Consider the following 25,415-nt stretch of genomic DNA (forward strand, 5'->3'; position numbering starts at 1 on the left):
GTCGCTCGTCAGACGGGTGTGGGACCTTCGGGGCCGTCGTCGCGTCGGCCGCGCGCATCGCCGGGCTCCTCGCCGGTCGTGCCGCCCGCGTCGTCTCCGGCCGCGGCAGAGGCGAGCAGCGCGTCGAGTGCGTCGTCCATCTCGTCACGCTCGGGAGCCTCGCCTCGCGCCCGCGCCTGCAGGCGTCCGATGAGCGCAGCAGGATCGTCCACATCGGCAGGGGTGGGCATGAGGTCCGGGTAGTCCCAGAGGCTGTCGCGGGCGTCGGCGCCGACGGCATCCGTGATCGCACGCCACATCGCCGCGGCCTCGCGGAGGCGACGCGGACGCAACTCGAGTCCCACGAGCGACGCCATCGCCTGTTCGGCGGGGCCACCGACGGCCCGGCGCCGGCGCACCGCCTCGGCGATCCGGTCGGCCGCCGGAAGCCGGGTCGTCGCGTCGGCGGAGACGACGTCGACCCAGCCCTCGATCGTCGCGAGCAGGTGCTCGAGCCGGGTGAGCGCGGCCGCCTGTGCTTCGGAGCGCTGGGGGAGCAGCACCCCGCTCTCGAGGGCCTGCCGCAGCTCTTCGGGCTGGGAGGGGTCGAAGCGCGACGCCAACTCCTCGAGGGCATCGGTGTCGACGTGGATGCCGCGGGCGAAGTCCGTGACCTGCGAGATGACGTGCAGCCGCAGCCAGCGGGCATGACGGAACAGCCGCGCGTGCGCGAGCTCGCGGGTCGCGAGCGACAGGGCCAGCTGCTCGTCGTCGATGCCGAGGTCGCGACCGAAGTCAGCGAAATTCTGGGGGAGGATCGCCGCTTCGCCATCGGGCATGACGGGGATGCCGACGTCACCGCCCGAGACGACCTCGAGCGAGAGCTTGCCGACCACCGCGCCCAGCTGCGCGGCGAACAGCGAGCCGCCCACCGTGCGCATCAGGCGGCCGGCGCCGGCGATCATGCTCTGCATCTCTTCCGGAGCCTGCGACTCGAGTGCGGCGGTCAGCGCATCGGCGACGGAGGTGGCGACCGGCTCGGCGAGCTCCTGCCACACCGGAAGCGTCGCCTCGACCCAGGCGCCGCGCGTCAGCGCCCGGGGCGGGGTGGGCAGGTCGGAGATCGTCGTGGCCTCGCTCAGCCACAGCGTCGCCAGGGCGAAGGCCTCGGAGAAGTCCTGGCGATCGCCGGCGCTGATGCCGTGACCGTCTTTGTTGGCGAGGTGGAGGGCCTGCGTGCGGGTCGCGCTCCAGTCGACCCCGCCGTCGCCGCCGGCAGCGAAGGCGCCCTGCAGATGATGCATCATCTGCTGCAGCATCGCGGGGTCGACGCCCATCGCCGACAGGCGTTCGAGCTGCTCGGGCCCCAGGGAGCCGCCCTGGCCGAGCAGGTTGCGGAGCATCTCCTGGAACTCGTCCTCGGGAGAGCGGTCGTCATCAGCCATGTCAGGCGCCTTTCAGCAGGGCGGTCAGCTCGCGTTCTACGCTAGCCGCACGACCTCGTCGCACGGCGCGAACGGACCCCGTTCGCTTTCGCCGGTCGCGAACGACCGGGACCAGAAAGCAGCACGTGTCACTTTTCGACGAGAACGCCTCCGCCCCCGCGCCCCGACGCCGTATGAGCCGGGCCTCGCTCGCGGGTCTCTGGGCGGTGTCCTTCTCCCTCGTCGCACTGCTGGTTCTGACGATCGTGCCGACCTCGTTCGTGATCCAGCGTCCCGGCCCCGTCTACGACACCCTCGGGTCGGTCTCCTCCGGTGACGGGGAACGGCGGCCGCTCATCAGCGTCGAGGGCGCCGAGACGTTCCCGACGTCGGGCACGCTCGACCTGCTGACGGTCGAGGTGCTGGGAAATCGCGAACGCACGCCATCGTGGCTGGAGCTCGCCGCCGCCTGGTTCGATCCCGCGCGCGCGGTCGTCCCGATAGACGAGATTTTCCCCGAGGGCGTCACGACCGAGCAGCGCAACGACGAGAACGCCGCCCTCATGGTCGACTCGCAGAAGGAGGCGACCGCCGCGGCGCTGAGCGAACTCGGCTACGACGTCACCTCGCTCGTGCGTGTGTATCGACTCGCCGACGACTCACCCGCGACGGGCCTCCTCGAGCCCGATGACGTTATCCGCTCCGTCGACGGTGAGCCCGTCGCCACCACCGCGGCACTGCGCGCCGCCGTCAACGCCGCCGGTGGACGTCCGCTCAGCCTCGACGTGGACCGCGCGGGGCAGCAGCGCACCGTCGAGGTCACCCCGACGCAGATGACGACGGACGGCGAGACCCGGTGGGTCATCGGTGTCACGATCGCGCAGGACTTCGACTTCCCGATCGACGTCACCCTCCAGCTCGACAACGTGGGCGGCCCGAGCGCGGGGATGATGTTCGCCCTGGGCATCATCGACACCCTGACGCCGGGCGAGCTCACCGGTGGCGAACGGTTCGCGGGGACCGGGACGATCGATGCCGAAGGCAACGTCGGCCCGATCGGCGGCATTCGTCAGAAGCTCTACGGCGCCAAGGACGCCGGCGCGGACTGGTTCCTCGCGCCCCAGCGCAACTGCAACGAGGTCGTCGGCCACATCCCCGACGGACTCCGGGTGTTCTCGGTCGCGGATCTCGACGACGCCCTCTCGGTCGTCGAGGCCGTCAGCGAGGGCGGCGACCTCGACGCCCTCCCGACCTGCACCGCCGACTGAGCCTCGGCTTCCCCCCCAGCGGGCGGCGCCTAGGATGGAGAGGTGACCACGACCTCAGCGCCGAACCCGGCCACACCCAGCAGATCCCGCCGCGCCGTCGGCATCACCCTCGCCGTCATCGCGGCCGTGGTGGTGGCCTTCTTCATCTTCGCGAGCCTCTACGCCGATTGGCTGTGGTTCCGGCAACTCGGCTTCGACGGTGTACTGGTGACCCAGTGGACCGCTCGCGCGATCATGTTCGTCGTCGGATTCGTCGCGATGGCGGTACCCGTCTGGCTCTCGATCCAGCTCGCGTACCGGTTGCGGCCGGTGTACGCGCGTCTGAGCTCGCAGCTCGACCGCTATCAGGAGGTCGTCGAGCCGCTGCGCCGTCTGGGCATGTGGGGTATCCCGACCTTCTTCGGGTTCTTCGCCGGCTTCGCAGCATCCGCGCAATGGGAGACCGTGGCGCTCTGGCTCAACGGGGGCACCACCGGCACCACCGACCCGCAGTTCGGGCTCGACACCGGCTTCTACCTCTTCACGCTGCCGTTCCTCTCGGCGGCCGTGGGGTTCGTCTCGGCGATCGTCATCGTGTGCCTGCTGGTGACCGCCCTCGTGTCGTACCTGTACGGCTCCGTCCGGGTCGGACAGCGCGAGCTGCGGATCTCGAAGTCGGCGCGCATCCAGCTCGCCGTCATCGCCGGCATCTACCTGCTGGTCCAGGGCGTGAGCATCTGGATCGACCGATACCGCACCCTGGTCACGCCGAACGACCGCATCACGGGCGCCGCGTACGTGGACGTCAACGCCGTCATCCCCGGGCAGACGATCCTCGCGATCGCCGCTGCGATCGTGGCGGTGCTCTTCTTCGTCACCGCGATCATCGGCCGCTGGCGCTTCCCGCTCATCGGCACGGGGCTCCTGGTCGTGACCTCCCTCGTGGTCGGCGTCGCCTACCCGTGGTTCGTCAACAACGTGCAGGTGCGTCCGAACCAGCTGACGCTCGAGTCGCAGTACTACGAGCGCAACATCGAGGGCACGAAGGCCGCGTACGGCATCGCCGGACTCGAGAAGACCGACTTCCAGGCCGTCACCGACGTCGAGCCGGGTCAGCTGCGCGCCGATGCAGACACGACCGCGTCGATCCGCATCATGGACCCCGCCATCATCGGACCGACGGTGCGCCAGATCGAGCAGTACCGCTCGTACTACCAGTTCGCCGAGCCTCTCGACGTCGACCGCTACGAGATCGACGGACAGTCGCAGGACACCGTCGTCTCGGTTCGCGAGCTCAACGTCAACCAGCTCGGTGACGCGGCCTCGTGGTACAACACGACCCTCGTCTACACCCACGGCTACGGCATGGTGGCCGCCAAGGGCAACGAGCGCACGGCCGACGGCAACCCGGTCTTCGTCGAGCGCGGCATCCCGGCATCCGGAGAGCTGACGGCCGGCCAGGCGTACGAGCCGCGCGTGTACTTCGGCGAGTTCTCGCCCACGTACTCGATCGTCGGCGCCCCCGAGGGCTCGTCGCCCATCGAGCTCGACTACCCGCGCGGTCAGGAGGGCGAGAGCCAGACGAAGACGACGTTCGAGGGCGACGGCGGTCCCTCGATCGGCGACGTCTTCCACCGTCTGATCTACTCGCTGAAGTTCCAGTCGACGGACATCCTGTTCTCGGACGCCATCAACGACGACTCGCAGATCCTCTACGACCGCGACCCCGCGACGCGCGTGCAGAAGGTGGCGCCGTACCTCGAGCTCGACAACGACCCGTACCCCTCGGTCGTCGACGGGCGCATCGTGTGGATCGTCGACGGCTACACGTTGAGTGCCAACTACCCGTACTCGTCGATCGTCAGCCTCAGCGACGCGATCTCGGATTCGTCGAACCCGCAGCCCCGCGTCGCACTCGACAACATCAACTACATCCGCAACTCGGTGAAGGCGACGGTCGACGCGTACTCGGGCGAGGTGACGCTGTACGCGTGGGACGAGACCGACCCGCTGCTGCAGGCCTGGCAGAAGGTCTACCCCAACACGCTCAAGCCGATCAGCGACATGAGCGGCGATCTCATGAGCCATGTCCGGTACCCCACCGACCTGTTCAAGGTGCAGCGCGCGATGCTCGGCACCTACCACGTCGACACGGCGCAGTCGTTCTACTCGCGCGACAACGCGTGGAAGACGCCGAACGACCCGCAGCAGGACACGCAGCTGCAGCCGCCGTACTACCTGACGATGAAGATGCCCGGCCAGGACGCGCCGTCGTACTCGATGTTCTCGTCCTTCATCCCCGGTGGTCAGGACACCCGTAACGTTCTGATGGGCTACCTCTCGGTCGACTCCGACGCCGGTTCCGAAGCGGGTGTCGTCAGCGGTGAGTACGGCAAGCTGCGGATGCTCGAGGTCAATGCCGAGACGCCCGTCCCCGGCCCCGGCCAGGTGCAGAACACGTTCAACGCCGACCCCGTCGTGTCGTCGTTCTCGAACATCCTGCGTCAGGGACAGTCCGAGGTCATCAACGGCAACCTCCTGACGCTGCCCGTCGGCGGCGGCCTGCTCTACGTGCAGCCTGTGTTCGTGCAGTCGAGCGGGGCGACAAAGCTCCCGACGCTGCAGAAGGTGCTCGTCGGTTTCGGCGATCAGGTCGCTTTCGAGGACACCCTGCAAGCGGCCCTCGACAAGCTGTTCGGCGGTGACTCGGGCGCGAGCACGGGAGACACGGATGTCGTGCCCGAGCCGAGCCCCGGCGACGAGGCGACTCCGGGCACCGGTGACGGCGGGACTGCGCCGACGACACCCGCCGCGGACTACCAGGCGGCGCTGAACCAGGCGCGCGATGCTCTCGCCGAGCGAAACACGGCGATGCAGAACGCTGACTGGGCGGCGTACGGTGCAGCGGATGCCAAGCTCACGGAGGCGATCTCGCGCCTGCTCGAGCTCGGTGAGCAGGGCCAGAACTGACCCACCCGCAACGCAGAGAGGGCCCCGACTCCGGTCGGGGCCCTCTCTGCGTGAGCCCCGCCCTGCGCCCTACCCCGGGCCGAGTGGCCAGGATGCACGAACGCACGGTGCCAGGGGGCTGGAACCGTGCGTTCGCGCGCTCTCGCGGAGCGTGCGGTGAGAGGGGAGGGTCAGTCGCGGGTGTAGCGGCGGGCCCGGGCCGAGAGGCCGGCGAAGTGGAACGGACCGGGGGACTCGGGGGCGATCGTCACGTCGACGGTGCTGTCGCGGTGCGCCGCATCGTGGAGGTCGCGGTAGGTCGGGACGTCGACCGGGGTGCGTGCGGCGAGGATGGCCTCGGTCTCCGCTCCGCGCGTCGCGTCGCGGTAACCCGGCTGCACGACGAGCGTGAAGAACTCGCTCACCGACCCCGAACCGTAGCTGAACAGGCCGATGCGCGATCCCGTGAGGTCGTTCTCGCCTTCGAGGAGCGCGGCCAGGGCGATGTAGAGCGATGCGGTGTACGAGTTGCCGATCCGGCGGTTGTAGCCTGTCGTGGCCGTCACCAGCTCCGGGTCGAGCTCGACGCCCAGGTGCTGCCCGAGAGCGCGGTGCGCTTTGACCGCCATCTTGGTGAACGGCTGGTGGTGGCAGAACCAGTCGATCTGGTCGATGTCGACTCCGCCGCGCGAGCGGTAGTCATCCCACGCGCCGGCGACGCCGTCGAGGTAGGCGCTGACCGAGAGCTTTCCGTCGACGACGGCAGTCACGCTGTCGTTCGGCCGCCAGAAGTCGTCGACCTCGGCGGTGTAGACGCCCGCAGCGGTCTCGAGGACCGCGATGGCCGGGTCGGCGGAGACGAGGAAGGCGACCGCCCCGGCACCCTGCGTGGGCTCGGCCGCGGTGTCGAGCTCGTAACGGGCGACGTCGCTCGCGATGACGAGCACACGCTCGTCGGGGTTGCGTGCGATGAGACCCGCAGCCGCCTGAAGAGCGGCCGTCGCGGAGTAGCAGGCCTGCTTCAGCTCGACGACGCGTACCGACCGGGGCAGACCGAGCAGCTCGTGCACGTGCACGCCGGCTGCGCGCGACTGGTCGATGCCGGTCTCGGTCGCGAAGAACAGCGTACGGATGCCGTCGACGCCGTGGCGGTCGATGATGCGCTGCGCGGCGGCGGCTCCCATCGTGACGATGTCTTCGTCGAGGCCCGGGATGCTCATCTGCTCCTGACCGAGCCCGATGCGGAACTTCGCGGGATCGATGTCGGCGCGTGCCGCGAGGTCGTCGAGCTCGACGACGTGCGAGGCGGTGGCGACGGCGAGGTCGTGGATGCCGATGGTGGTCACTTCGTGGAATCCTTCCGGCGCTCGAGGAGCAGGTGCGACTGCATGAGCTCCCCGGGGTTGGTCTGGGCGGCGAGCAGGGAGAGCTCACCGCAGAGGACGGTGGCGGCGATCAGACCGGCGAGGCGCCGGGCGTTCTCGCCGGAGGGGCGCTCTTCGCGGCAGCCGAGGCGGGCGAGGGCGTCGTCGACGGCCGGCAGGTCCTTGCCGTTGCCGACGGTGCCGACGATGAGGTGGGGGAGAGTGCACGAGAAGTACAGGTCGCCGTCTCCGCGCACCTCGGCCCACGTGAACCCCTGGGAGCCCTCGACGATGTTGGCGGCATCCTGACCCGTGGCCAGGTAGAACGCCAGGAGCATGTTGGCGTAGTGGGCGTTGGCCGAACGCAGCGCGCCCGCGATGGTCGATCCGACGAGGTTCTTCTGCACGTTGAGGTCGACGATGCGCTGCGCGGTCGAACGCAGTTGCTTGTCGACCAGTTCGGCCGGGATGAGGATCTCGGCGATGACGTTGCGCCCGCGTCCGAGGATGCCGTTGACGGCGGTGGCCTTCTTGTCGGTGCAGTAGTTGCCCGAGATCGAGCCGTACGAGAGCTCGGGGTGCCACGAGAGAACCCGCTCCATCAGGGTCTCCGCGGCGAAGGTCACCATGTTGTGGCCCGAGGCGTCGCCCGTCGTCAGCGCGAAGCGCACGTACAGGAGGTTGCCGACGATCTCGGTGTCGAGATCGATGAGCTTCGCATGCCGGCTGCGCTCGGAGACGGCTGCGGCGAGCTCGTCGAAGCGTGCGACGATCGCGCGGGAGGCGGCGACGGCGGCGGCAGCGGTCTCGGCGACGAAGAGCGACGAGCGCGTCATCCGCTCGTCCACCACCGTCACCCGGATGCCGTCGTCGACGAGCCGGGAGATGCGCGCTCCCCGTCCGACCGAGGGCCACAGCGGCGATTCGTAGGTCGCGAGGGGCACCTCCTGCTCGGTCTCGACGTCACCGGTCAGCCGGAGCGGCCCCACCCAGCGGAGGGGGATCGGGGTGAACTCGGCGCTCATCGCGGGTCCTTCCCGCCGGCGCGGTGCGCCAGGCTGTCGATGTCGATGCCCCGGGCGCGGGCGTACTCCGCCGCGCGTCCGTGGATGATCAGGTCGGTTCGGCGGAGGTCGTCCGGACGGGTCGCCCCCACCAGCGAATGCAACGCCGTGAGGTGGTCTGACCATTCCCGGATGCGAGAAATCAGCGCTTCCGCGCCCCCGTCGAGCACGACGGACAGGAACGACCCGGACGCGCCGACCGCTCGGGCGCCGAGCGCGAGACCGCGGGCGACGTCGAGGGGGGTCCGGACCCCTCCCGAAGCGAGCAGCACGGGAGCGTCGGCCGGTGCCTCCAGCAGGCATTCGACGGCCGACTGCCCCCACCCGGCGAGGTAGGCGTAGTCGCGGCCCGAGCGGCGGTCGTTCTCGATGCGCATGAAGTCGGTCCCGCCGACCCCCGAGACGTCGGCGAAGCGCACGCCCATGCCACCGAGCCGGGAGAGCGTCTCGGCGCTCAGGCCGAATCCGACCTCCTTCACCACGACGGGGACGTCGACGGCGGCGACGATGGCTTCGAGGGATGCCGGCCAGCTCGAGAACGAGCGGCTGCCCTCGGGCATGACGGTCTCCTGCATCGCATTGACATGCACCTGGAGGGCGTTGGCCGCCAGGGCGTCGACGGCACGCTGCGCGTCCTCGGGCGAGCGCTCGATACCGACGTTGGCCATGACGAAGCCATCGGGGTTCTCGTCGCGAATGACGCGGAAGGTCCCCATCAGCTCGGGATTGTCGAGCGCGATGCTCAGCGAACCGGAGGCGATCGCGACGCCCGTCTCGCGCGCGGCGATCGCGAGGTCGCGGTTGATCGCGCCGGTCGAAGCGCTGCCTCCGGTCATGGCGTTGACGTAGAACGGCAGTGCCCAGCGCGTCCCGGCGACCTCGACGCCGAGGTCGACGCGGTCGGCATCGACACCCGCGAGGGCGTGGTGGACGAAACGCACGTCGTCCCAGCCATTGGGTCGGGGCGACTCCTTCTGCTGTGCGGCGGCCAGACGGACGTGGTCGTCCTTGCGCTCGGAGGCCTGTTCAGCCGGCATGGTGCTCTCCTTCCGGCGGGTGCACGCCGATCGTGAGGTGTCGGATGTCGTTGGTCTCCCAGACCCGCAGCATCCCGGCGACGTCGGAGTCGGCGGGCGCGAGGACGATGCCGCAGTCGCCGCCACCGGCGCCGGAAGGCTTACCGGCGGCGCCGATCGCCTCGGCCGCATCGCACAGGACGCGCAGCCGGTCGGTCTCGATGGTCACGCCCGTCCGCGCCCCGAGCGCCTGCAGGAGACGTCGGTTGCGGCGCAGCGCGTCGAGAGCGAGCCCGTCGTCGGATCCCGCGCGGCCGGCGTCATCGGGGCGGACGGCGAGTGCGCGCCACAGGTCGCCGACGCATGCGCGTGAGGCCTCGAGGAACCCGGTGTGCGCGTCGCCGGCGACGTTCGTGCCGCGCGAGACGCCGCTCACCAGGCGCTCGGTGGAGGCAGGGTGCCCAGTCCACCCGACGATCAGGTCGAGGCCGGACGGGGGAGTGAGGCGGATGATCTCCGCGCCGTCCCAGGCATCCGATCCGAGCACCGCTGCGACGCCGCGCTCGCGTCGTGCCGCGCGCAGCCGCTCTCGATCGGGCGAGCGGTACCCGATCCACCCGCCGTAGGTGCTCGCGGCGACGTCGCCTCCCGAAGCGTTCGGGGCGACGGCGATGGTGGCGAGCATCGCGAGCTCGTAGCGCCCGCGGGTGCCGAGGTCGAAGCCGTAGAACCGGTCGATCGCGGCGATCGTCGCGACGGTCACGGCGGCTGACGACCCGAGCCCGAACTTGCGGCCGCTGGGATCGTCGAGGCCGCTCTCGATGAACAGGTCGAAGAAACGCGGACGCAGGCCCCGTTCGGCGCGCAGCCGCTCGGATGCCTCGATCGCAGCGATGACGTAGTCGTACGGATGGTGCTCGCGGTCGAGGGTCAGCCCGTCCTGGCCGCGGGTCCAGCGCACCGGCATCCTGCTGTACTCGGGCGAGTGGATGCTGCCCTCGTCGACGCTCTCGGTGAGTGACACCGTCAGGTATCGGTCGACGGCGATGAGTACGGCGGGCTCGCCGGGGGAGACGACAGCGTACTCACCCGCGATGAAGAGCTTGCCGGGCGCGTGCACGACGATCGCGCCGGTCGGGTCGGCAGGCGTCATTCGCCTGCTCGCGTCACCAGAGCGGCGGCGGGGCCCGGGCGGGCGACGGCGAGCTCGGCGAGCCCGTCGAGCGACGCGGTCACAGCGCTGACCGCGTCAGGCCGGGTCAGCACGACGACGTTCGGACCGGCGTCCGCGGTCGCCCAGGCTTCGACACCGGCTTCGCGCAGGGCTGCGACACGGTCGAAGATCTCGACGCTGACGGGGCTGAGGTAGCGGATCGGCGGGTCGCACGACTGGATCAGCGCGTGCATCCGCAGGGCGTTCACCTCGGTGATGCGTCCAAGCCGCTCGACGTCACCCGCGCGGCACGCCTCCGCCGCGGCCTCGAGACTCTCTGCCGTCGAGGAGACCCACGCCGGGTAGAACGGTGACGTGAGCACCGTGCGGCGCATGGCCTCGCGGCTGGAGACCGGCTTCTCTCGCTTCTCGACCATGGCGACGACCATCGCGAGGTCGGGCGCGTCGACGGGCTCCGCGAAAGAGGTCTCGTCGCTGTCGCCCGCATGCCAGATCGCGAAACCGGGTATGACCGACCGTGATGCGGACCCCGAGCCGCGCCGGGCGAGGCGACTGAGGGCGCGGGTGTCGAGATCGAGCCCGTACGCGCGGGCGGCAGCCACGGCCAGAGCCGCGAAGCCCGAGGCCGACGATGCGAGCCCCGCGGCTGACGGGACCGTGTTGACGGTGTCGACCCGAGCCGCGACCGAGCTGCCCGCGAGCTCCCGCACGATGTCGAGGAATCGCGAGACGCGCTCGGCGGGCCCGTCGACCCGCTCGTCGCCGTTGAACACGAGGACGTCACCGGTCGCGGTCTCGTCGAGGCTCACGGTCGTGGTGGTGGGGAAGATGTCGAGCGTCATCGAGAGGCTCCCCGTGGCGGGGAGGTTCAACACGCTGTCGCGTTTGCCCCAGTACTTCACGAGCGCGATGTTCGGATGCGCGATGGCTGTCGCGGTGCTCATGCGGCTCCTTCGACGGTGGTGGTCCAGACCGCGGCGGCGCCGGCGCGGGTGAGTCGTTCGCCGAGCTCGGCTGCGGCGGCGGTGTCGCGGGCGAGAGCGAGGACGCAGCCGCCGCGACCGCCGCCGGTCAGTTTGGCTCCGAGCGCGTCGCCTGCCATCGCCGCGTGCACGAGTTGGTCGAGGGCCGGATCGCCGACCCCGAGCCCGTTGAGGAGCACGTGGGCGCGGCTCATCGCGCCGCCGATCGCCTCGCGATCACCGGTCGAGACGTCGCCGCGCAGCGCGGTGGCGAGCTCGCCAAGTTCGTCGAGGGTCGATTCCACGCCTGCCGGATCGCTCTCGCGGCGTTCGGCGACGGCGGCGACGGCCTCGCGCGTCCGGCCGCGGACCCCGGTGTCGGCGATCACGAAGACGAGATCAGCGCCCACGGAGACGGGCTCGATGCGGCCCCGGTCGAACCACACCGCCTTGCGAGCGCGCACCGTGCGGGCGTCGAGTCCGCTCGGCGCGCCGTGGGCGGCGCGCTCGGCGGTCTGGATCAGCTCGTGCATCATCTCGTCGTCGGCCGCGAGGCCGCACGCGCCCAGCACCGCTTCGATGACCGCCGCCGACACGGCGGCGCTCGATCCCAGCCCGCGTTCGGCAGGGATGCTGCTGTCGATGGAGATGTCGAGGGCGGCGTCCGGCCTGCCGGCGGCGGCGAGCGCTGCCCGCATGGCCGTCAGCGTCACGTTCAGCCGGTCCGGGGCGTGCGCGATGGGCCCGTGATACAGGGTGCTGGCGAGATGACCGCGACCGTCCGTCGGATGCGCGTGCGCCTCGACACCGAGAGCGCGGACGGGGATAGCGATCGCCGGGCGACCGTAGACGACGGCATGCTCGCCCAGGAGGATAGCCTTCGCACCGGCGCGGCCCGTTGCTCCGGGCTCCGCGGCCGAGCCGTGCGTTGCCACGTGCAGACGGGCGTCCGGTGCGATGGGGACGTCGGTCGGTGCAGTCATGGAATTTCGTCGAGCGTAACAGTCCGCCCCGGGGCGGGACCCGAGTGTGCGCCGATGCGACCGGACGCGGTCGCGACCGCTATCATGGGCGCCGCACCCAGCAACCTTTAACACCGTCCTGTGAGGCGGAGAAGGGAGCGGCGGATGAGCACGCGCACCGTGCTGCATGAAGCCGACATCGCCCGGGCCCTGACGAGGATCTCCCACGAGATCCTCGAATCCAACAGGGGCCCCGCCGACCTCGTCATCCTCGGCATCCCGCGGCGGGGAGTTCCCCTCGCCGCACGCATCGGCTCTCTCCTCGCGGAGATCTCCGGGACGGTCGTCCCGGTCGGAGCACTCGATGTGACGATGTATCGCGACGATCTGCACCGCAATCCGACACGAGCTCCGCAGCCGACGGCGATCCCCGCCGGCGGCGTCGACGGCAAGGTGGTCGTCCTCGTCGACGACGTGCTGTTCTCGGGGAGGTCGATCCGGGCGGCCCTCGACGCATTGCAGGACGTCGGCCGCCCCGCGGCGGTGCGACTGGCAGCTCTGGTCGACCGCGGCCACCGTGAGCTGCCGATCCGGCCCGACTTCGTCGGCAAGAACCTGCCCAGCGCCCGCGATGAGCGGGTGAACGTGCGCCTGCGCGAGATCGACGGCGTCGAAGAGGTGACGATCGGATCATGAGGCACCTGCTCGACACCAAGACCCTCGACCGGCTCGACGCGCTCCGTATCCTCGACGTCGCCGAGGACATGTCCGCCACGCAGCAGCGCGAGGTGCGCAAGCTCCCCACGCTCCGGGGCAAGACGGTCGTGAACCTGTTCTTCGAGGACTCCACCCGCACTCGGATCTCGTTCGAGGCGGCGGCGAAACGCCTCTCGGCCGACGTCATCAACTTCTCGGCCAAGGGTTCGTCGGTCTCCAAGGGCGAGTCGCTGCAGGACACCGCGCAGACGCTGCAGGCCATGGGCGCCGACGCCGTCGTGATCCGCCACGGCGCGTCCGGTGCGCCGCAGACCCTGGCTACCAGCGGCTGGATCAGCGCGGGAGTCGTCAACGCCGGCGACGGCACGCACGCTCATCCGACGCAGGCCCTGCTCGACGCGTTCACGATCCGCAAACGATTCTTCGGCGACGACAGCCGCGGTCGCGACCTCGCGGGTCTGCGGGTCACGATCGTCGGCGACATCCTCCATTCGCGCGTCGCGCGGTCGAACGTCTGGCTCCTGACGACGCTGGGCGCCGAGGTGTCGCTCGTCGCGCCGCCCACGCTCGTCCCGCAGGACGTCTCGGCATGGCCCGTGCGTGTGGCCTACGACCTCGACGAGGCCCTTGCCGAGAGGCCCGACGCGCTCATGATGCTGCGCATCCAGCTCGAGCGCATGAACGCGGCGTATTTCCCGACTGAACGGGAGTATTCGCGCATGTGGGGGCTGGATGCCGCGCGACTGGCGGCCCTTCCGGCCGATAGCATTGTCCTGCACCCCGGCCCGATGAACCGGGGGATGGAGATCTCCGCCGCCGCCGCCGATTCGCCGCGCTCGACCGTGCTCGAGCAGGTCGCGAACGGCGTCTCGGTGCGGATGGCCGTGCTCTACCTGCTGCTGGCGGGCGAGCGCACCGAAGCTGAGGAGGACGGACGATGAGCGAGAGCTTCCTCATCCGCGGAGCGCGCCGCGCCGGGGGCGACGCCGTCGACATGGTGATCGCCGACGGGATGATCACCGAGGTCGGCTCGGGTCTCAGCGCCGACGGGGCGACCGTGGTCGACGCCGACGGGCTCGTGGCGCTCCCCGGGCTGGTCGACCTGCACACGCATCTGCGCGAGCCGGGCTACGAGGCCTCCGAGACCATCCTCACCGGCTCGCGGGCCGCCGCGGCGGGGGGTTTCACGACCGTCTTCGCCATGCCGAACACCTCGCCCGTCGCCGACACCGCCGGCGTCGTCGAGCAGGAGCTCGCCCTCGGCGAGGCCGCCGGGTACGTCCATGTGCAGCCCATCGGGGCCGTGACGATCGGGCAGAAGGGCGAGCGACTGGCCGAGCTCGGGGCGATGGCCGCCTCGCGCGCACGAGTCCGTGTCTTCAGCGACGACGGGTTCTGCGTCTTCGACCCCCTCATCATGCGTCGCGCCCTGGAGTACGTGAAGTCGTTCGACGGCGTCGTGGCGCAGCATGCGCAGGACCCGCGGCTGACCGAGGGCGCCCAGATGAACGAGGGCACCGTGTCGGCCGAGCTCGGCCTGACCGGGTGGCCGGCGGTCGCCGAGGAGTCGATCATCGCGCGCGACGTGCTGCTGGCCGAGCACGTCGGGTCGCGTCTGCACGTCTGCCACCTGTCGACGGCCGGCTCCGTCGACATCATCCGGTGGGCCAAGAGGCGCGGCGTCAACGTGACCGCCGAGGTCACACCCCATCACCTGCTGCTGTCCGAGGAACTCGTTCGCGGTTACGACGCCCGCTTCAAGGTCAACCCGCCCCTCCGGCGTGACGAAGACGTGCAGGCGGTGCGCGAGGGGCTCGCCGACGGCACGATCGACATCGTCGCGACCGACCACGCACCGCACCCCGCCGAGGCGAAGAGCTGCGAATGGGCCGCGGCCGCCAACGGGATGGTGGGCCTCGAGTCCGCACTGCGCGTCGTGCAGCAGGCGGTCGTCGACACCGGGATGCTCGGGTGGGACGACGTCGCCCGCGTGCTCTCGGCGGCCCCTGCCCGGATCGGTCGCCTGACCGACGCGGGCACGCCGCTGGAGGCGGGCCGCCCCGCGTCGTTCACGCTCTACGATCCGCGCCCGGTGCGCACGTTCACGGATGCCGACCTCCGCGGACGCAGCGTCAACTCGCCCTATCTCGACCGCGAGCTGCCCGGCGAGGTGCGCTGGACGTTCTTCCGCGGCACGGCGACGGTCGCCGACGGCGGTCTGCTCGACCGGCCGGGAGCGCGCGCGTGAGCCGCGAGGGCGCCCTGCTCGTCATGGTCGCTGTCGCCCTGGTGCTGCTCGCACTCGGGGTCTGGGCCTGGCGACGACGAACGAGGCGCGACAGCGGCCTCACGGCACCGTTCGGCGAACTGCCCGCGGGAGCCGTGCAGACGGCGGCGATCTCGGGACTCTACGTCGCGACGACCCGCCACGACGAGCCGCTCGAGCGCCTCGCCATCCGCGGGCTCGGATTCCGCTCCCGTGTCGACGTCATCGTCGCCGCGGGCGGTGCGGATGCCGGCGTGGCCATCGACCTGACCGGTCAGCCGCGCCTGTTCATCCCCGCCGCGCGCGTCGTCTCCGTCGATCAGGCCACCGTCGCGATCGACCGCGTCGTCGAGAAGCGGGGCCTGACGCGCCTGAGCTGGCTGATCGACGACGAGACGACCGTCGACAGCTACTTCCGACCCCAGACCGCATCGGCCCGTGCGCTGGCCGATGCCATCCAGACCATCGTGACCCCCACCCAGACCCCAGGAGGCGACGCGTGACACTGTTCACCCGCGACCCCGCCGTGCTCGTGCTCGAGGACGGATCCCGCCACATCGGCCGCGCCTACGGCGCGCGCGGCACCACTCTCGGAGAGGTCGTCTTCGCCACCGGCATGACCGGCTACCAGGAGACCCTCACCGACCCGTCCTACGCCGGTCAGATCGTGCTGCAGACCGCCCCCCACATCGGGAACACCGGCATGAACGGCGAGGACGTCGAGTCGCGCCGCATCTGGGTCGCCGGATACATCGTCCGCGACCCCTCGCGCGTCGTGTCGAACTGGCGCTCGGAGAACTCTCTCGACGAGTCGCTCGAGCGCGACGGCATCGTCGGCATCAGCGGCATCGACACGCGCGCCGTCACCCGCGTCCTGCGCTCGGCGGGATCGATGCGCGGCGGCGTCTTCAGCGGTGACGCCGCCGACATCGATCCCGACGAGCAGCTGCGCATCGTCCGGGAGGCGCCCGAGATGACCGGTCGCAACCTCTCGGCTGAGGTATCGGTGCCCGCCGCCGAGGTGACGCCGGCAACGGGGGAGCGGCTCGGAAACCTCGCGGTGCTCGACCTCGGGGTCAAGCAGGCGACGGTGAACAATCTCGCCGCCCGCGGGTTCGACGTCCACGTGCTGCCTCAGGACGTGACCCTCGAGCAGCTGCGCGCGATCGACCCCATCGCGGTGTTCTACTCCAACGGCCCCGGCGACCCGGCCGCGAGCGACCGCCACGTCGAGCTGCTGCGGGGCGTGCTCGCCGACAAGCTGCCGTTCTTCGGCATCTGCTTCGGCAACCAGCTCCTCGGCCGCGCCCTCGGCTTCGGCACGTACAAGCTGCCCTTCGGCCACCGCGGCATCAATCAGCCCGTGCTCGACAAGCAGACCGGACGCGTCGAGATCACCGCGCACAACCACGGCTTCGCCGTCGATGCGCCCATCGAGGGCGTCGTCGACAGCCCGGCCGGCTTCGGCCGCGTCGAGGTCAGCCACGTCGGCCTCAACGACAACGTCGTGGAGGGCCTGCGCGCCCTCGACCTGCCGGCCTTCTCGGTGCAGTACCACCCGGAGGCCGCCGCCGGACCGCACGATGCCAACTACCTCTTCGACCGCTTCCGCGACCTCGTGATCGCGACCCAGGAGAACAAGAACTGATGCCCAAGCGCGACGATATCCAGAGCGTCCTCGTCATCGGGTCGGGCCCGATCGTCATCGGCCAGGCCTGCGAATTCGACTACTCCGGCACCCAGGCGTGCCGCGTGCTCCGCGAGGAGGGCGTCCGCGTCATCCTCGTCAACTCGAACCCGGCGACGATCATGACCGATCCCGACTTCGCCGACGCCACCTACATCGAGCCGATCACGTGGCAGGTCATCGAGACGATCATCGCGAAGGAACGCCCCGACGCGATCCTGCCGACGCTGGGCGGCCAGACCGCGCTCAACGCCGCGATCGACCTGCACAAGCACGGCATCCTCGAGAAGTACGACATCGAGCTGATCGGTGCGAACTTCGAGGCGATCAACAAGGGCGAGGATCGCCAGATCTTCAAGCAGCTCGTCATCGACTCGGGAGCGGATGTCGCCGACAGCCGCATCTGCCACACGATGGACGAGGTGCTCGCCGGGGCCGCCGAGCTCGGCTACCCGCTCGTCGTGCGCCCGTCCTTCACGATGGGCGGACTCGGCTCCGGCTTCGCGTACGACGAGAAGGACCTTCGCCGCATCGCCGGGGCGGGCCTGCGCGACTCGCCGACGACCGAGGTCCTGCTCGAGGAGTCGATCCTCGGTTGGAAGGAGTACGAGCTCGAGCTCATGCGCGACTCGGCCGACAACACCGTGGTCGTGTGCTCCATCGAGAACGTCGATCCGGTCGGCGTCCACACCGGCGACTCGATCACCGTCGCCCCGGCGCTGACCCTCACCGACCGCGAGTACCAGAAGATGCGCGACATCGGCATCGACATCATCCGCGCCGTCGGCGTCGACACCGGTGGCTGCAACATCCAGTTCGCTGTCGATCCGCAGACGGGTCGCATCATCGTCATCGAGATGAACCCGCGCGTGTCGCGTTCGTCGGCGCTGGCGTCGAAGGCGACCGGATTCCCCATCGCGAAGATCGCTGCGAAGCTGGCGATCGGCTACCGCCTCGACGAGATCCCGAACGACATCACCAAGGTCACCCCGGCGAGCTTCGAGCCGACCCTCGACTACGTGGTCGTGAAGGTGCCGCGCTTCAACTTCGAGAAGTTCCCGGCCGCCGACACCACGCTCACGACCACCATGAAGTCGGTCGGCGAGGCGATGGCCATCGGACGGAACTATGCCACGGCGCTCCAGAAGGCCCTGCGATCGCTCGAGAAGCGAGGCTCGAGCTTCCACTGGGGCGACGAGGAGCGGTCGGTGGACGAGCTGCTCGAGATCGCCAAGACCCCGACCGACGGCCGTATCGTCGTGCTGCAGCAGGCGATGCGCAAGGGTGCATCGATCGAGCAGGCCTTCGAAGCCACCGCGATCGACCCGTGGTTCCTCGACCAGATCGCGCTCATCAACGAGGTCGCCGCGTTCGTCGCCGGCGCCGGCGAGCTCGACGAGCACGTCATCCGCACGGCCAAGGACCACGGGTTCAGCGATGCCCAGATCGCGCAGCTCCGCGGCACCACCGAAGAAGAGGTGCGCGGCATCCGCTACGCCCTCGGCCTGCGCCCGGTCTTCAAGACGGTCGACACCTGTGCCGGCGAGTTCCCCGCGCTCACGCCGTACCACTACTCGTCGTACGACACCGAGACCGAGGTCACACCGTCCGATCGCACCAAGGTCGTCATCATCGGCTCGGGCCCGAACCGCATCGGTCAGGGCGTCGAGTTCGACTACTCGTGCGTGCATGCGAGCTTCGCGCTGGCGGATGCCGGGTACGAGACGATCATGGTCAACTGCAACCCCGAGACGGTCTCGACCGACTACGACACGAGCGATCGACTCTACTTCGAGCCGCTGACCCTCGAGGACGTCCTCGAGGTGCTGCACGCCGAGTCGCAGTCGGGCACGATCCTCGGGGTCATCTGCCAGCTCGGCGGACAGACGCCGCTCGGGCTCGCGAAGGGCATCGAGGCCGCCGGGTACAGCATCCTCGGCACCCAGCCCGAGGCGATCGATCTCGCCGAGGAGCGCGAGCTCTTCTCGCGTCTGCTCGACGAAGCAGGGCTCGTCGCCCCTCGCAACGGCACCGCGATCGACGTCGACGGGGCTGTCGAGGTCGCCGAGTCGATCGGTTACCCCGTGCTCGTGCGCCCGAGCTTCGTCCTGGGCGGACGCGGCATGGAGATCGTCTACGACACCGAGAGCCTGCGCGACTACTTCGTTCGGGTGGCCGACCAGGCGATCATCGGCCCGGGCCTTCCGCTGCTGGTCGATCGCTTCCTCGATGATGCGGTCGAGCTCGACGTCGACGCGCTGTTCGACGGTGACGAGCTCTACATCGGCGGCGTCATGGAGCACCTCGAGGAAGCCGGCATCCACTCCGGCGACTCGAGCTGCACGCTGCCGCCGATGTCGCTCGGACGCACCGAGATCGATCGGGTGCGCGATGCGACTCTCGCGATCGCACGGGGCGTGGGCGTGCGCGGTCTGCTCAACGTGCAGTTCGCCGTGTCGGCGGGTGTGCTCTACGTCATCGAGGCCAACCCTCGCGCGAGCCGCACGGTGCCGTTCGTGTCGAAGGCGCTGGGCATCCCGCTCGCCAAGGCCGCGTCGCGGATCATGGCCGGCTCGTCCATCGCCGAGCTCAAGGCCGAGGGTCTGCTTCCCGCCGAAGACGGCTCGCGCGTCCCGCTCGACGCGCCGGTCGCGGTGAAGGAGGCCGTCCTGCCCTTCAAGCGGTTCCGCACCGCCGACGGACGCACCGTCGACTCGGTCCTCGGGCCCGAGATGCGGTCCACGGGTGAGGTGATGGGCATCGACCGCGACTTCCCGACCGCTTTCGCCAAGAGCCAGGCGGCCGCCTACGGCGGGATGCCGACTTCGGGGACGGTGTTCCTCTCCGTGGCCGACGACGACAAGCGGGCCGTCATCCTCCCCGCCCACCGGCTGCAGGAGCTCGGGTTCCGGCTGGTCGCGACGGAGGGCACCGCGGAGATCCTGGCCCGCAACGGCATCCGCGTCGAGGTCGTGGGCAAGTACTCCGAGACGCAGGCCTCGGGTGAGCGCAACGTCGTCGACCTGATCAACGCCGGTGAGATCGACATGGTCGTGAACACGCCGTCGGGCGGTGTCGCTCGCGCCGACGGTTACGAGATCCGAGCCGCTGCCGTCGCCGGCGACCGCGCCCTGTTCACCACGATGGCCGTCCTCGGTGCCGCCGTCAGCGCGCTGCCCGTCCTCCGCGAGGGCTTCCAGGTGAAGAGCCTGCAGGACTACGCCCTCGAACGGGCAGGGCGCCGGTGACCGCATTCGGGGAGCGTCTGTCCGGCGCGCTCGAGACATACGGGCCGCTCTGCGTCGGCATCGACCCGCACGCGGCACTGCTCGCGGACTGGGGCCTTCCGGCCTCAGCCGCGGGCGTGCGCGAGTTCGGCATGCGCGTGGTCGATGCCGCGCGCGGCCGTGTCGGGGTCGTCAAACCGCAGGTCGCGTTCTTCGAGCGATACGGATCGGCCGGCTTCGCCGCCCTCGAAGAGGTGCAGGCTGCAGCACGTGACGCGGGGCTCATCGTGATCGCGGATGCGAAGCGCGGAGACATCGGCAGCACGATGGACGGCTACGCCGCGGCGTGGCTCGAGCCGGGCGCGCCGCTGGAGGCGGATGCCGTGACGGTGAGTCCGTACCTCGGCCCCGGCTCTCTCCGCGGCGCGATCGCCGGCGCCGCGCGTGCCGGCAAGGGCGTCTTCGTTCTCGCTGCGACCAGCAATCCCGAGGCATACGGCCTGCAGTCCGCGGAGGTCACCGCGGTGGACGCGCGACGCGGTCAGACGGTCGCGGACTGGGTCGCGTCCGGCGTCGGCTGGGCCAACCGGTCGGCCGCCGACGCGGGAACGCTCGGTCACGTCGGACTGGTCGTCGGGGCGACCGTCGACCGCGGCGAGCTCGGTCTCGCCGACGAGTCACTGCGCGGCGCACCGATCCTCGCGCCCGGCTTCGGTGCGCAGGGGGTGGCGCTCGGCGACCTGCGGTCGGTGTTCGGCGCGCACGCGGGCCAGGTGATCGCGAGCGCGAGCCGCAGTGTTCTCACGGCCGGTCCCGATGGCATCGTGGGCGCCATCGACGCGCACCGCCGCGAGCTGGCGGAGGCAGAGGAGGAAACCCGTGGCTGATCGTCCCCACCCGCCCGAGGTCGACCGTGCGGCAGCCTCGCGTCGCGCCGTCGCCGCGCGCCGTGAGCGGGCAGCGCTGAAGAAGGACGTCGCGATGCGCGTCATCTCGCCTCAGGAGCTGCTGCGGCGTGCCCTCGCCGATCCCGAGTCGGCCGCTGGCGCGATGCGGGTCACGGACTTCCTCACCGCGATCCCGGCGATCGGTGAGAACAAGCGCGACCGCATCCTCGCGGACCTCGACATCTCACCCGTCAAACGCCTCGGCGGTCTCGGCTCGCGCCAGCGGCTCGCGTTGCAGCGGTTCCTCGATGCCCGCCTCCCCGAGCCCCAGCCGCGCACCGGGCGTTCCCGGCTGCTCGTGCTGGCCGGGCCGACCGCCGTCGGCAAGGGGACGGTCGCCGCCCACATCCGCGACAACCACCCGGAGATCCTGCTGTCGGTGTCGGCGACCACCCGGGCGCCGCGACCGGGCGAGGTCGACGGCGAGCACTACTACTTCGTCGACGACGCCGAGTTCGACCGCCTCGTCGCCGAGGGGGAGCTTCTCGAATGGGCGACGGTGCACAACCGTCATCGGTACGGCACCCCCAAGGCACCCATCGAGGCGGCACTGGCCGAGGGGCGCACGGTGCTCCTCGAGATCGACCTGCAGGGAGCCCGTCAGGTCCGCGCCGCCGCGCCCGACGCGACCCTGGTCTTCCTGCTGCCCCCGAGCTGGGACGAGCTGGTCGATCGGCTCGTCGGCCGCGGCACCGAGGATGCGGAGGAACGGGCCCGCCGTCTGCGCACAGCGCGCGTGGAACTCGCCTCGCAGAACGAGTTCGACTACCGCGTCGTCAACGACACCGTCGCCCGCGCGGCCGACGAGGTCGCCGCGCTGGCGAACTGATCGCGTAGACTGGGGGGATGCCTGCGCCTGCGGCGCGGCAGCAGACTCTCCACCGACATCGATCCCGGAAGGATCCGCCATGGCCGGAAGCAACGAAGGCATCATCGACCCGCCCATCGACGCCCTGCTCGACAAGGTCGACTCGAAGTACCAGCTGGTCATCTACGCGTCCAAGCGCGCGCGTCAGATCAACGACTACTACTCCGACCTGCACGAGGGCAACCTGTTCGACAACGTCGGCCCGCTCGTCGACTCGTCGGTCGAGGACAAGCCGCTGACCATCGCGATGCACGAGATCCACGAAGACAAGCTCCGCCTGCGTTCGCTCGACTGACCCGGCGGTAGACCCGTCACATTTCTGCCCGCGGCAGCCGGATGTCGGCTGCCGCGGGCAGAATCGTCTCCGTCCCGATCCCGTCCCGTTCCGTCTCACAGGGAGCCCCGATGAGCCAGCTGCGCCTGTTCACGTCCGAGTCCGTCACCGAGGGGCACCCCGACAAGATCTGCGATCAGATCTCCGACAGCATCCTCGACGCGCTGCTGACCGTCGACCCCGCCTCGCGCGTCGCGGTCGAGACTCTCGTGACGACGGGGCTCGTCCACGTCGCGGGTGAGGTGCGCACCGACGGCTACGCCGACATCCCCGGCATCGTGCGCGGAGTGGTGAACCGCATCGGCTACACCTCGAGCGAGACGGGCTTCGACGGCGACTCCTGCGGTGTGACCGTGTCGATCGGCGAGCAGTCGTCCGACATCGCCGCGGGGGTCGACAACGCCCTCGAGCACCGGGAGCAGGGCTCGATCGATCCGACCGACGCCCTCGGCGCGGGCGATCAGGGCATCATGTTCGGCTATGCGACCAACGAGACGCCCCAGCTCATGCCGATGGCGATCTGGACGGCGCACCGCATCGCCGAGCGCCTGACGTCGGCTCGTCGCACCGGCGCGCTGCCGTTCCTCCGGCCCGACGGCAAGACGCAGGTGACGCTCGGCTACGACGGCGCTGTGCCGCGCACGGTCGAGACCGTGGTGCTCTCCACCCAGCATCAGCCCGACATCTCCTTGCCCGCACTGCGGGCGGCCGTCCAAGCCGAAGTCATCGAGCCCGTCCTCGCCGAGACCGGCCTCGACATCTCCGACGTCGAGTACGTCATCAACCCGGCCGGTCCCTTCGTGGTCGGCGGTCCGAAGGGCGACGCGGGGCTGACGGGTCGCAAGATCATCATCGACACCTACGGAGGTGCCGCTCGACACGGCGGCGGAGCGTTCAGCGGCAAGGACCCGTCCAAGGTCGACCGCTCAGCGGCGTACGCGATGCGCTGGGTGGCGAAGAACGCGGTCGCGGCAGGACTCGCCGACCGACTCGAGGTGCAGGTGGCGTATGCCATCGGGCGCGCCGCCCCCGTCGGGCTCTACGTCGAGTCATTCGGCACGGGACACGTCGCAGACGACGTTATCTCCGCGGCGATCCGCGACGTCTTCGACCTCCGGCCGCAGGCGATCATCGACCGTCTCGATCTCCTCCGGCCGATCTACGCCCAGACCGCCGCCTACGGCCACTTCGGCCGTGAGCTGCCCGAGTTCACCTGGGAGCGCACCGATCGCGTCGAGGAGTTGCGCGCCGCCGCGGGGCTGTGAGCGACGCGCCGCGGCGGGTCGCTCGGGTTCTCATCGACTCGCCTCTGCCCCAGCTCGACCGTCTGTTCGACTACCTCGTCCCCGACACCCTCCGCGAGGTTGCGCTGCCCGGTGTGCGGGTGAAAGTGCCGCTCCGCACGGTCGGGCGCACCGTCGAGGGCTACCTCGTGGAACTCGGTGACGAGACCGACGGCGATCGCCCCCTGTCCGAGCTCGAAGGCGTCGTGTCGCCCGTCGAGGTGCTCCCGGAACGGCTCTACGCGCATGCGCGTCGGGTCGCCGACCGGGCGGCGGGATCGGCGAGCGATGTCCTGCGGCTGGTCATTCCGAAGCGCATGGTGCGGGCGGAGAAGGCGTGGGCGGCATCGGGCGCCCCCGAGACCCCCGTCGTGCGCGACGACGCCCTCGCGTGGGCGAGGGAGACCGCCGCCGCCTACCCCGAGCTCGAGGGCGCGGTCGCCGACGGCGAGCGTGTGGCCGTCGACGCGCCGCCGCGTCCGGCGGACGACGTGCCCGCATGGGCGGAGCTGCTCGCTGCGCTGGCGGTCCTCACGCTCGCACGGGGGAGGAGCGTGATCGTCGTGGTCCCCGATCACCGCGACGAGGCCCACGTGCTGGCCGTCCTCGCCCGCCGGGTGGACGATGCGGCCGTCGTCCGCGACGACGCGCGGCGTTCGGGACCGGAACGCTATGCCGGATACCTGCGCCTGCTGGCCCCGGTGCCCTGCATCGTGGTGGGCAACCGATCGAGCGTGTACGCGCCGGCGCACGATGTCGGTGCGGTCCTCCTGTGGGACGACGGCGATCCGCTGCTCGCGGAGCCGCTGACCCCAGGGGTGCACGCGCGCGACGCCGCGCTGGTGCGTCAGGAGCTGCAGGCGTGCGCCCTGGTCTTCGCGGGGCTGACGCGAACGACCGACGTCGAGCGGCTCGTCGCTCTCGGCTGGGTGCGCGACATCCCGGCGCGGCGCCGCGAGAGTCCGCGGGTGGTGCTCTCGGCCACCCGCGAGGGGGAGTCGCGGGGAACGCGGGTGCCGTCGGCGGCCTTCGCCGCGGCGCGGGAGGCGCTGGTGCACGGTCCGGTCCTGGTCCAGGTCGCTCGCCCGGGGTACGCTCCCGTCCTCGTGTGCGCCGACTGCCGCACGCCGGCACGCTGTGCGCATTGCGCGGGGCCGCTGCGCGCCCGCCGCCCGGGCGCCGTGCCCGAGTGCGCCTGGTGCGGGCGTGCAGCGCCGGCCTGGGCATGTGCGTCGTGCTCGTCGCAGCGCCTGCGCATGGCTTCCTCTGGCAGCGAGCGCACGGCCGACGAGCTCGGTCGCGCTTTCCCGAACACCCGCGTCATCGTGTCCGACGGCGACCATCAGGTCACCCACGTCGACGCGAAGCCGGCGCTCGTGATCGCGACACGCGGCGCCGAACCCTTCGCAGTCGGCGGATACCGCGGTGTGATCCTGCTCGACGGTGATCGGATGCTGATGACCGAGCAGCTCCGGATCGCCGAGGCGTGCCTGCGCTGGTGGTCGGATGCGGCGGCTCTGGCCGCGCCGGGCGCCCCCGTGCATCTCGTGGGTGTCGCCGGCCCGGCAGCCCGCGCACTCGCCACCTGGACGCAGCCGGCCTACGCCCGGGCGGAGCTCGCGGAGCGCGCGCCGCTCCAGATGCCGCCGACGGTCCGCGTGGCGGCCGTCGAGGGAACGCCAGCCGCGGTTTCGGAGGCGATCATGCAGCTCCGCGCGGACGTTCCCGCCTTGACCGACACATCGATCCTCGGTCCCGTACCCCGCGACGACGCCGTCCGTGCGCTCGTGCGTTTCGAGTATGCGCTCGGGCGCCCGGTGGCCGAGTCCCTCCGGGCGTCGGTCGTCGCGGCAGCGCTGCGCGGACGGCGACGCCGCGGGGCGCCGCCAGGACCGCGCAATACACTCAGAGTACGTCTCGACGTGCCCGATCTCGATCTGTGAGG

20 protein-coding genes are annotated in these 25,415 nt (G+C 70.6%); 13 read left to right on the top strand and 7 right to left on the bottom strand.

Going from position 1 to position 25,415, the window contains the following annotated elements; genetic code table 11:
- Positions 1–8 precede the first annotated feature (8 nt).
- Positions 9–1,424 (bottom strand): zinc-dependent metalloprotease, encoded by a 1,416-nt coding sequence (locus tag ACU6RU_RS05210; protein ID WP_289329612.1) that lies wholly within the window; start codon positions 1,422–1,424, stop codon positions 9–11.
- A 125-nt stretch (positions 1,425–1,549) separates the two neighbouring features.
- On the opposite strand from ACU6RU_RS05210, the gene ACU6RU_RS05215 reads away from it, so the two are divergent.
- Positions 1,550–2,671, top strand: a complete 1,122-nt coding sequence (locus ACU6RU_RS05215) for a YlbL family protein (protein ID WP_446726067.1) — start codon at positions 1,550–1,552, stop codon at positions 2,669–2,671.
- 42 nt (positions 2,672–2,713) lie between these two features.
- Positions 2,714–5,620, top strand: coding sequence for a UPF0182 family membrane protein (locus tag ACU6RU_RS05220; protein WP_120262529.1), 2,907 nt, complete (start codon positions 2,714–2,716; stop codon positions 5,618–5,620).
- Between the two features lie 170 nt (positions 5,621–5,790).
- Here the strand turns inward: ACU6RU_RS05220 and ACU6RU_RS05225 are convergent, their stop codons facing one another.
- Genes ACU6RU_RS05225 through mvk form a run of 6 tightly spaced genes read right to left on the bottom strand, consistent with a single transcriptional unit; the run spans position 5,791 to position 12,162 of the window.
- The gene (locus ACU6RU_RS05225; RefSeq protein WP_120262530.1) at positions 5,791–6,945 is read right to left on the bottom strand and encodes a hydroxymethylglutaryl-CoA synthase; all 1,155 of its coding nucleotides are present in this window, start codon (positions 6,943–6,945) and stop codon (positions 5,791–5,793) included.
- Positions 6,942–7,988: a hydroxymethylglutaryl-CoA reductase gene (locus tag ACU6RU_RS05230; protein WP_446726068.1), complete on the bottom strand. Its 1,047-nt coding sequence runs from the start codon at positions 7,986–7,988 to the stop codon at positions 6,942–6,944. Before ACU6RU_RS05230 ends, ACU6RU_RS05225 begins: the two co-directional genes overlap by 4 nt.
- Positions 7,985–9,064 carry a type 2 isopentenyl-diphosphate Delta-isomerase gene (gene fni / locus ACU6RU_RS05235; protein ID WP_289329608.1) on the bottom strand — a complete coding sequence of 360 codons (1,080 nt, stop codon included), beginning with the start codon at positions 9,062–9,064 and terminating at the stop codon, positions 7,985–7,987. Before fni ends, ACU6RU_RS05230 begins: the two co-directional genes overlap by 4 nt.
- On the bottom strand, positions 9,054–10,196 hold the full coding sequence (locus ACU6RU_RS05240; RefSeq protein WP_446726069.1) for a phosphomevalonate kinase: 1,143 nt from the start codon (positions 10,194–10,196) through the stop codon (positions 9,054–9,056). The genes fni and ACU6RU_RS05240 overlap by 11 nt, the downstream gene beginning before the upstream one ends.
- Positions 10,193–11,161: a diphosphomevalonate decarboxylase gene (gene mvaD, locus ACU6RU_RS05245; protein ID WP_289329606.1), complete on the bottom strand. Its 969-nt coding sequence runs from the start codon at positions 11,159–11,161 to the stop codon at positions 10,193–10,195. Before mvaD ends, ACU6RU_RS05240 begins: the two co-directional genes overlap by 4 nt.
- A complete protein-coding gene (gene mvk / locus ACU6RU_RS05250; RefSeq protein WP_446726070.1) occupies positions 11,158–12,162 on the bottom strand; it encodes a mevalonate kinase in 1,005 nt (334 codons plus the stop codon). Before mvk ends, mvaD begins: the two co-directional genes overlap by 4 nt.
- Before the next feature lie 144 nt (positions 12,163–12,306).
- On the opposite strand from mvk, the gene pyrR reads away from it, so the two are divergent.
- The 11 genes from pyrR to ACU6RU_RS05305 all read left to right on the top strand — a co-directional run bounded on the left by pyrR (position 12,307) and on the right by ACU6RU_RS05305 (position 25,413).
- On the top strand, positions 12,307–12,837 hold the full coding sequence (pyrR, locus tag ACU6RU_RS05255; protein WP_120264288.1) for a bifunctional pyr operon transcriptional regulator/uracil phosphoribosyltransferase PyrR: 531 nt from the start codon (positions 12,307–12,309) through the stop codon (positions 12,835–12,837).
- A complete protein-coding gene (locus ACU6RU_RS05260) occupies positions 12,834–13,799 on the top strand; it encodes an aspartate carbamoyltransferase catalytic subunit (RefSeq protein WP_120262536.1) in 966 nt (321 codons plus the stop codon). The genes pyrR and ACU6RU_RS05260 overlap by 4 nt, the downstream gene beginning before the upstream one ends.
- Entirely contained in the window at positions 13,796–15,106 is a 1,311-nt protein-coding gene (locus ACU6RU_RS05265; RefSeq protein WP_446726071.1) for a dihydroorotase, read from the top strand. The genes ACU6RU_RS05260 and ACU6RU_RS05265 overlap by 4 nt, the downstream gene beginning before the upstream one ends.
- Positions 15,103–15,627, top strand: a complete 525-nt coding sequence (locus tag ACU6RU_RS05270) for a PH-like domain-containing protein (protein ID WP_120262538.1) — start codon at positions 15,103–15,105, stop codon at positions 15,625–15,627. Before ACU6RU_RS05265 ends, ACU6RU_RS05270 begins: the two co-directional genes overlap by 4 nt.
- A complete protein-coding gene (gene carA / locus ACU6RU_RS05275; RefSeq protein WP_434543633.1) occupies positions 15,624–16,772 on the top strand; it encodes a glutamine-hydrolyzing carbamoyl-phosphate synthase small subunit in 1,149 nt (382 codons plus the stop codon). The genes ACU6RU_RS05270 and carA overlap by 4 nt, the downstream gene beginning before the upstream one ends.
- Positions 16,772–20,059, top strand: coding sequence for a carbamoyl-phosphate synthase large subunit (gene carB / locus ACU6RU_RS05280; protein ID WP_446726072.1), 3,288 nt, complete (start codon positions 16,772–16,774; stop codon positions 20,057–20,059). The genes carA and carB overlap by 1 nt, the downstream gene beginning before the upstream one ends.
- Positions 20,056–20,925 carry an orotidine-5'-phosphate decarboxylase gene (gene pyrF, locus ACU6RU_RS05285; protein WP_289329602.1) on the top strand — a complete coding sequence of 290 codons (870 nt, stop codon included), beginning with the start codon at positions 20,056–20,058 and terminating at the stop codon, positions 20,923–20,925. The genes carB and pyrF overlap by 4 nt, the downstream gene beginning before the upstream one ends.
- On the top strand, positions 20,918–21,814 hold the full coding sequence (gmk, locus tag ACU6RU_RS05290; RefSeq protein WP_259455162.1) for a guanylate kinase: 897 nt from the start codon (positions 20,918–20,920) through the stop codon (positions 21,812–21,814). The genes pyrF and gmk overlap by 8 nt, the downstream gene beginning before the upstream one ends.
- Positions 21,815–21,893: 79 nt before the next feature.
- Positions 21,894–22,148 carry a DNA-directed RNA polymerase subunit omega gene (gene rpoZ, locus ACU6RU_RS05295; protein WP_023950606.1) on the top strand — a complete coding sequence of 85 codons (255 nt, stop codon included), beginning with the start codon at positions 21,894–21,896 and terminating at the stop codon, positions 22,146–22,148.
- 110 nt (positions 22,149–22,258) lie between these two features.
- Positions 22,259–23,452: a methionine adenosyltransferase gene (metK, locus tag ACU6RU_RS05300; protein WP_289329601.1), complete on the top strand. Its 1,194-nt coding sequence runs from the start codon at positions 22,259–22,261 to the stop codon at positions 23,450–23,452.
- Positions 23,449–25,413, top strand: coding sequence for a primosomal protein N' family DNA-binding protein (locus ACU6RU_RS05305; protein ID WP_446726073.1), 1,965 nt, complete (start codon positions 23,449–23,451; stop codon positions 25,411–25,413). The genes metK and ACU6RU_RS05305 overlap by 4 nt, the downstream gene beginning before the upstream one ends.
- Positions 25,414–25,415: the final 2 nt, after the last annotated feature.

This window comes from Microbacterium sp. F1-18 (assembly GCF_052921305.1).